The organism is Massilia sp. TWR1-2-2 (genome assembly GCF_049897565.1).
Lineage (GTDB): Bacteria > Pseudomonadota > Gammaproteobacteria > Burkholderiales > Burkholderiaceae_D > JAFCUW01.
Window position 1 is genome coordinate 7,720 of record NZ_JAFCWM010000059.1, and the last position, 7,592, is coordinate 15,311.

Here is a 7,592-nt window from a genome sequence, read left to right on the forward strand (position 1 = left end):
CCGCCGCCCCCCCGCCCCCCGGGCGGCGCCGCCGGCCCCCCGCCCCCCCCCCCCCTGGGGGGCGCGCCGGCGCCGATCCGGCCCCGGCGCCTCGACCGGCTGCGGCTCCCAGGCATGCGCCGGGGCGCCCTCGCGCGCCTTGTGGCCGTCGTCGGTGCGGGTGCTGTCGAGCCAGGCGATTTCCCATTCCTCGGCCGCGATCCACTCGTCGTGCTCCTTGCGGCGCACCGGGTCGGCCAGGATGCCGTAGGCGGTGTTGAGAATGGCCATGATGCGGGCCGCCTTCTCGTCGCCTGGGTTCTTGTCGGGATGGTATTTCTGGGTCAACGCCTTGTAGGCCGCGCGAATGACTTCCGGCGGCGCCAGGCGCGCCACTTTCAGGTTGTCATAATGAGTGTGGATCTTGGCCATGGCTTCATGATAAGCGATACTGAGCGATACCAGAAGTCTGCCGGGCCGGACCCCGGTTGAGTTGGCCGCTTCGCACCGGCGTCTGACCGCTAGAGCCGGTGGCTGCGGTCGGCGGCGGCGATCGGCGCCGGCAGTTCGACGTCCTTGCCGACCACCAGCACCTTGAACAGCTCGCCCATTTCGCTCGGCGACACCAGCTTTTGCACCGCGTTCGCCTGCGGCAGGTAGCGCAGCGCGTCCTGCGGGTCGGTTCGAAGCAGCAGCTCGCCGATGCCGGCGCCAAGCAGGAAGCCGGCCTGGCTCATGTAGGCCAGCACGTCCACACCGGCGTCCTGGGCGGCGAGCGCCATGGCGGTGAAGTCGACGTGGGCGGTGATGTCCTGCAGACCTGGCAGGTAGAACGGATCGGGATGAGCGTGGTGGCGATAGTGGCACATCAAGGTGCCGCCGGTGCGGTCGTCGACATAGTATTCGTGCGCCGGGAAGCCGTAGTCGAACAGGATCGCCGCGCCGGCGCCGCCTTCGAGCATGCGCGCGAGCGTCGCCATGAAACCGGCGGCGACAGGATGGACCTCGGTCAGGTAGCCGATCGCCAGCAGCTCGGCGTCGGGAATCTGGCGGCCGATGTGCGCCGCCAGCGCGGCGTCGGGCGCGCGGTCGGCGAAGACGAAGCGGCCATCGGCGACCGTCACCATCACCTGGCGCCAGCCGGCCGGCGTCTTCGTCACCAGTTCGACCGGCATCGCGTCGAGCACCTCGTTGGCCAGCACCACGCCGCTGAAGGCGTCGGGGAAACCGTCCAGCCAGCGCACCTGCGGGAAATCGGCCAGCGCCTCCTGCTGGCGCGCGCGCAGTTCGCCCGACAGTTCGACGATGGCGTAGCTGTCGATGGCGACGCCGTCGGCGGCCAGCGCGGCGAGCACGTCGCGCGCCAGTTTGCCGGTGCCGGCGCCGAATTCGAGGATGTTGGGCGCGCTTTGGGCGATAATAGAGGCTGTGACGCGGGCCAGCGCGGCGCCGAACAGCGGGGTGATTTCAGGCGCCGTTGTAAAATCGCCGTCCCTGCCCAGCTTCGCCGCGCCGCCGCTGTAGTAGCCCAGGCGCGGCGCGTACAGCGCCAGCTCCATGAAACGGGCAAACGTGATGCTGCCGTCGTGCTGCTCAATCTCGTTGGCGATCAGCTGCTGCAGCGCGTGGGACGCGGCCAGCGCGTCGCTATCGGGTTCAGGTAGGGGCATTCCGGCATTGTAGCGACAACGGCAGACACTAACCATTTATGCAGCCTGGCGCATAATCGAAACGACAACATGACTTCAACCACAAGCGGACGGCAGCAAACCGCGCTCGTCACCGGCGCCGGGCGGCGCATCGGGCGCGCCATTGCGATCGCGCTGGCGCAGGCCGGCTGGGACGTCGCCGTCCACTACCGCCATTCGCGCGCCGAGGCACAGGAAACGGCGGACGCCATCACGGCGCTGGGCCGGCGCGCCGTGCTGCTCGAGTGCGACCTGGCCGACAGCGCCGCGGTGCGCACGCTGGTCGCGCGCGCCGCCGAGGCCATCGGCGCGGTCAGCTGCGTGGTCAACAACGCCTCGCTGTTCGAGTACGACAGCGCGGCCGATTTTTCGCCGGAGCTGCTGGCGGCGCACATGCAGGCCAACGTCAGCGCGCCGATCTTGCTGGCGCAGGCGCTGCACGCGGCCACGCCGGCCGGCAGCCAGGCAGTGGTCATCAACCTGCTCGACCAGAAGCTGGCCAACCTGAATCCCGATTTTCTGTCGTACACGCTGTCGAAAGCGGCGCTGCAAACTGCCACCACGATGCTGGCCCAGGCGCTGGCGCCGACGGTGCGCGTGGTCGGCGTCGCTCCTGGCATCACGATGGTGTCGGGCGAGCAGACCGAGGCCGGCTTTGCCAGCGCGCACCAGGCCACGCCGCTCGGCCGATCGAGCACGCCGCAAGACGTGGCCGACGCGGTCTGCTACCTGGCCGGCGCGCGCGCCGTTACCGGCACCACCCTACTCGTCGACGGCGGCCAGCACCTGATGCCGCTGCCGCGCGACGTGATGTTCCTCACCAAATAAGGCTTAACCATGTTGTCCGCACTGACCCACCCCAAGCTGGCCGATTGCCGCCGGCTGTTCCTGCGCAATTACGAAGTGATGATCAACATCGGCGTGCACGACTTCGAAAAGCGCGGCGAGCAGCGCGTGCTGATCAACGTCGACCTGTACATCCCGCTGGCGCAGTCGACGCCGAAGTCCGACCAGCTCGAGGAAGTGGTCGACTACGATTTCATGCGCGAGACGGTGTCGCGCCGCATGGCCGAGGGCCACGTGCACCTGCAGGAGACGCTGTGCGACGACGTCGCCCGCGCGATGCTGGCGCACCCGCGGGTGCGCGCGGTGCGCGTATCGACCATGAAGCCGGACGTCTATCCCGACTGCGAAGGCGTCGGCGTTGAAGTTTTCCAGATCAAGGAAGAAGCATGAGCGGCGCAGCAGCAGTGATCGAACCGAACACGCGCGACATGGAAAAGACCGCGCACGAGAACAACAAGCTGCACAAGCGGCTGTGCCGCCTGGTGGGCCAGGCGATCGGCGACTTCAACATGATCGAGGACGGCGACAAGGTGATGGTGTGCCTGTCGGGCGGCAAGGACAGCTACGCGCTGCTCGACATCCTGATGACGCTGCGCGAGCGCGCACCGATCCACTTCGACATCGTCGCGGTCAACCTCGACCAGAAGCAGCCGAACTTCCCGGCCGATATCCTGCCGGCCTATTTGACCAGGCTCGGCATCGCGTTCCACATCGAGAACCAGGATACCTACAGCATCGTCAAGCGGCTGATCCCGGAGGGGAAGACCACGTGCTCGCTGTGTTCGCGGCTGCGCCGCGGCATCCTGTACCGCGTCGCCGATGAACTGGGCTGCAACAAGATCGCGCTCGGTCACCATCGCGACGACATCCTCGAGACGTTTTTCCTGAATATGTTCTTCGGCGGGAAGCTCAAATCGATGCCGGCCAAGCTGGTGTCCGACGACGGCAAGCACATGGTGATTCGCCCGATGGCGTACGTGAAGGAAGCCGATTCGGCCCGCTACGCCGAGGTAAAACAGTTCCCGATCATCCCATGCGATCTGTGCGGCTCGCAGGAGAATTTGCAGCGCAAGCAGATCAAGGGCTTGATGCGCGAATGGGAAAAAAAATATCCCGGCCGCGTCGAAAGCATCTTCTCGTCGCTGTCGACGGTAGTGCCGTCACATCTGATGGACCGTGATTTGTTCGGTTTTACCGACCTGAAAACGGACGGCGTCGCCAATCCGCTGGGGGACATCGCGTTTGACGAGGAGCCGTGTTCCACCCCGGCGCCGGGAGTGTTCTCGATCCAGCCGCAGTAGGAACCTGTTCGGCTAGAAGGAGGAACCAGGCGTGAATCCGAAGGGTTACCCCCGTTCTTCCGCCCAGGCGAAATAACGGGGCAAAGGCGTGCGGCTCGAATCGTTTAGCGGCCGGCGGTTGGCGTGCCTGCCGGCGTGCTTGCCGGTGCGTTCTTGACGTATTTGTCGAACCATCGCAGCATTTCATACACCAGCTGCTCATTTGACTCGCGCGCTGCGTACCAGTGCGGCTCGTGCGGCAGCATCACCAGCCGCGTCACACCGCCATTGCCGCGGATCGCCTCGTACAGCTTGGTCGATTGCAGCGGCGTGGTGCCCGGGTTGGCGTCGTCGGCGCCGTGCACGATCAGCAGCGGCGTCTTCAGCCTGTCGGCGTAAAAGAAGGTCGAGGCCCTGGTGTACACGTCCGGCGCTTCCCACACCGAGCGGCGCTCATTTTGGAAACCGAACGGCGTGAGCGACTTGTTGTACGAGCCGCTGGTGGCCACGCCGGCGCGGAACAGATTCGAATGGGCCAGCAGGTTGGCCGTCATCAGCGCGCCATGGCTATGGCCGGTCACGCCGATGCGGGCTGGGTCGGCCACGCCGAGGCGGACCGCTTCGTCGACGGCAGCCTTGGCGTTGGCCACCAGTTGCTCGGTGTACGTGTCATACGCCTTGCGCGGATCGCCGACGATCGGGAAGGCGGCGCTGTCGATGATGGCGTAGCCCGACAACAGCAGCAGGCGGTACTGGCGCAAGCGCGTGAAGGTCGCCTGCGAGCCGGTGGTCTGGCCAGCCTTGGACGCGTCGGCAAAATCCTGCGGGTAGGCGTTCAGGATAGTCGGCAGGCGTGTGCCCTCCGTGTAGCCGGGCGGGGTATAGAGGGTGAACGACAGCTCCATGCCGTCGGCGCGCTTGTATTTCACCAGGCGCTTCTTGATCTCGCGCATGCGCGGGGCCGGATCGGCCAGGTGGGTCAGCGCCACGCCGGACGAGGCGTAGCCTGGCTCGCCGGCAGCGGCGGTGGTGCTCGCGCCCAGGGTGCGCACGAAGGCGTTCGGCGTTTCCTCGGCCGACTGGTACCAGGTCAGCAGCCGGCCCGCATCGTTGCCGGCGAAGCCGATGAACTGTTCATGGGCGGTTTTGCTGCTGCGGAACAGCCGTTCGGCTTGCTGGGTTTTCAGGTTGAACTTGTCGAGGAAAGGACGGTCGCCGTCGGGCGATGAGCCAGCGCCGGACAGGAAGATGGTGTCGCCGTCCTGGCGGACGACGGAAAAGCCGTTGGCCAGCTGGCGGCGCACCGGAGTGCCGGGGCTGGCGTACTTCTCATCGCTCGACATGTCCCAGATCAGGCGAGGCGAAGCTTGCGCGTCGTCGACATTGAGCTGCCAGGTGCGGCGCCATTTGCGGTTGACGTCGTAGTCGCTCAGCAGGGCCACGCCCGGCTGCTCGCTCCAGGACAGGCCGGCGAAGCGCTGGCCGGTGCGGGTGATTTCCGCCGGTGCCGCGTTGAACGGCGCTTTGAGCATCACCAGCTTGTCGCGGTCGGCTGCCTGCACGTTCGGGTCGCCGCCGTCGAGCGCTTCAGCCCAGACCAGCGTGGCCGCGTCGGTAGGCCGCCAGCTGAAGTTGCGTGGACCGACCGGCACACCGCGGTTGGGCACGCGGTCGGCCAGCGGCAGCGCGGCGATTTCGCGCAGGACGGGATTGGCGCCTTTGGCCGCACGCCGGGCCAGGTCCCACAGGTCGACCTGTTTGGGGAAGCGGTCGAAGGTGGTGACGTACGAGTACGGCGGACGGATTTCTGTCACGAGCACGTGGCGGCCATCGGGCGCCACGCCCAGTTCCTCATACAAGCCGGGTTTGCCGACCGGCGTGATGTTGCCGCTGGCGGCATCGACCAGCGCGAGTTGCGACGTGCCGTAGTAGTTGAACAGCTCTTCGTCGTCACGATTGCGCAGCGTGTCGCGGTTTTCATACGTGCTGCTCTGACCGCTCTGGCCGGACGATTCCTGAATCCCCGGGCCGGCCGAGCCGGGCGGCGCCACCGGCGGTCCCTTGCGCGCGGACACCAGCTTGACGAGCAGCGTTTTCTGGTCGGGCATCCACTGCACCTGGTCGCCGAACATCTGGTTCAGGCGCACGCCCGGCAGGCGGCGCACGGCGCCGGTGCTGGCGTTGCCCACCCACAATTCGACCGCTTCGGTGGTGATGTTTTCGAAGGCAAAGCGCTGGCCGTCGGCGCTCCAGACCGGCCGGCGCGGGCAGGCGTCGGCCGGCAGCTTCACCGCCGTTCGCTTGCCGTCGGCCACCTGGACCAGATCAATGGCGCTCACGCATGGCGGGATGCCGTAGCCACCCGGCGTGTCATGCTGGCTGCGGTTGCCCGGTTCGATGCGCACGCCGGCCAGGCGCAGGAAAGGCGTGGCCACCTTGGCGATCGATGGATAATCGTGCATGGTGACGAGCATCAGCTTGTCGCGGGTCGGGCTGAGGGAAGGCGATGGCGGCGCCGGCGCGCGCATCACGTCGAGGATTTCCTTCGGCGGCTGATTGTAGGCGCTGGAAGCGGTCGCTGGCGTCGCGGCCGCTGGCGCCGCGATCGAGGTGGACGTCATGCCAACTGCGAGCGTGGTGCCGACGAGGCCGCACAACAGATATTTCCCCTGCATGGTGGTTCTCCGCTTCTTGATTGAAATACATGGTGCACGGACCGGATCGCCGTCCGCGCAAGTGATACGGCACATTAGGCCACGAAAGTATTTCTCTAGCAACATTAAATCTTGGCAAGATAACTTTTGATACAAATCTGTGCTCGGGGCGGCGCGCGAACACTGGGCGCGCGCCTGGCGATCCGGGCCGCCAGACATCGGCATAGGGGGCAGCTAGTAATAGCTGCTCCCCTGCCACACCACCCGGCATGCGGGTCCGCACCGGGCGATTCGACTAGTTGAGGTTAAGAAAGACGTGGTACGCCAAGGCGATCAAAGTACGCTATGGTGAGCACGCTATTGAGTAATTTGGCACTGTTGCGCCACCAGCAGTGGCTGTTTGCAGCGATCTGCCTGGCTACCGATGGCGGTGCACCCAGTTTCAGCAATTCACGATACATGGTAGTTCCGCGCTTCCAGTGCTTGAGCTGGATGGCTCGAAGCCTGTGACGCAGCCACTCATCGAGGGCTTTCCAGACTGTAGGCGTCTGGGCCAGCTTGAAGTAGCCTTTCCAACCCAGCATATAGGAACGAAGTTGTTCCACCACATCCGACATCGACCGACCGCAAGTGCGGCGGGTCAGTTCACGGACGCGTTGTTTAAACGTTTTCAATGGCTTCGCGGCCACCTTGCGTTTGACTTCGCCCCCACGCGCCACCCACAGGCTGTAACCGAGGAACTTGCGACCAAAGACGCTGGCTACGGCACTTTTGCTTTCGTTGACCACGAGGTGCAACTTGGCATAGCAGCGCCGCAGCAGCGCCATCACCCGTTCGCCCGACTTCACGCTGCGAACGTACACATTCGCGTCGTCGGCATAGCGCGCGAAGCGATGGCCGCGCCGTTCCAGTTCCTTGTCCACTTCATCAAGCATTACGTTGGCCAGCAACGGGCTTAAGGGACCACCTTGCGGCGTTCCTTCATCTCGCGACTGCACCACGCCATGATCCATGATGCCGCTGTTCAGATAGGCACGGACCAGACGGATCACTCCGGAGTCGTCCACGCGTTTCCTCAGGCGGTCGATCAGGATGTCATGATTGACCCGGTCGAAGAACTTCGACAGGTCAACATCAACCACGAC

Annotated in this window: 7 protein-coding genes; 3 read left to right on the forward strand and 4 right to left on the reverse strand. The window is 65.5% G+C overall.

The features are described from left to right. Positions 1 to 411, reverse strand: a 411-nt coding sequence (locus ACP7DD_RS25715; protein ID WP_426178138.1) for a J domain-containing protein, incomplete at its 3' end; no start/stop codon positions are given. Between the two features lie 89 nt (positions 412 to 500). Continuing rightward, a complete protein-coding gene (locus ACP7DD_RS25720) occupies positions 501 to 1,649 on the reverse strand; it encodes a class I SAM-dependent methyltransferase (RefSeq protein WP_426178139.1) in 1,149 nt (382 codons plus the stop codon). Between the two features lie 69 nt (positions 1,650 to 1,718). On the opposite strand from ACP7DD_RS25720, the gene ACP7DD_RS25725 reads away from it, so the two are divergent. From ACP7DD_RS25725 to ttcA, 3 genes are read left to right on the forward strand one after another with little or no spacing between them, the layout of a single operon-like run. Further along, on the forward strand, positions 1,719 to 2,495 hold the full coding sequence (locus ACP7DD_RS25725) for an SDR family oxidoreductase (protein ID WP_426178141.1): 777 nt from the start codon (positions 1,719 to 1,721) through the stop codon (positions 2,493 to 2,495). 9 nt (positions 2,496 to 2,504) lie between these two features. Beyond that, the gene (locus tag ACP7DD_RS25730) at positions 2,505 to 2,903 is read left to right on the forward strand and encodes a dihydroneopterin aldolase (protein ID WP_426178143.1); all 399 of its coding nucleotides are present in this window, start codon (positions 2,505 to 2,507) and stop codon (positions 2,901 to 2,903) included. Then, positions 2,900 to 3,814, forward strand: coding sequence for a tRNA 2-thiocytidine(32) synthetase TtcA (gene ttcA / locus ACP7DD_RS25735; RefSeq protein WP_426178145.1), 915 nt, complete (start codon positions 2,900 to 2,902; stop codon positions 3,812 to 3,814). Before ACP7DD_RS25730 ends, ttcA begins: the two co-directional genes overlap by 4 nt. 104 nt (positions 3,815 to 3,918) lie before the next feature. Here ttcA and ACP7DD_RS25740 read toward each other — a convergent pair whose 3' ends face one another. Then, complete coding sequence (locus ACP7DD_RS25740) at positions 3,919 to 6,468, reverse strand: prolyl oligopeptidase family serine peptidase (RefSeq protein WP_426178147.1); 2,550 nt, start codon at positions 6,466 to 6,468, stop codon at positions 3,919 to 3,921. 284 nt (positions 6,469 to 6,752) lie between these two features. Then, positions 6,753 to 7,592 (reverse strand): reverse transcriptase domain-containing protein (locus tag ACP7DD_RS25745; protein WP_426178149.1); only part of this gene is annotated, 840 nt, incomplete at its 5' end.

Excerpts from the sequence above, each read along its gene's own strand:
- ACP7DD_RS25720 (WP_426178139.1), bottom strand. The coding sequence starts at position 1,649 with ATGCCCCTACCTGAACCCGATAGCGACGCGCTGGCCGCGTCCCACGCG.
- ACP7DD_RS25725 (WP_426178141.1), top strand. The coding sequence starts at position 1,719 with ATGACTTCAACCACAAGCGGACGGCAGCAAACCGCGCTCGTCACCGGC.
- ACP7DD_RS25730 (WP_426178143.1), top strand. The coding sequence starts at position 2,505 with ATGTTGTCCGCACTGACCCACCCCAAGCTGGCCGATTGCCGCCGGCTG.
- ttcA (WP_426178145.1), top strand. The coding sequence starts at position 2,900 with ATGAGCGGCGCAGCAGCAGTGATCGAACCGAACACGCGCGACATGGAA.
- ACP7DD_RS25740 (WP_426178147.1), bottom strand. The coding sequence starts at position 6,468 with ATGCAGGGGAAATATCTGTTGTGCGGCCTCGTCGGCACCACGCTCGCA.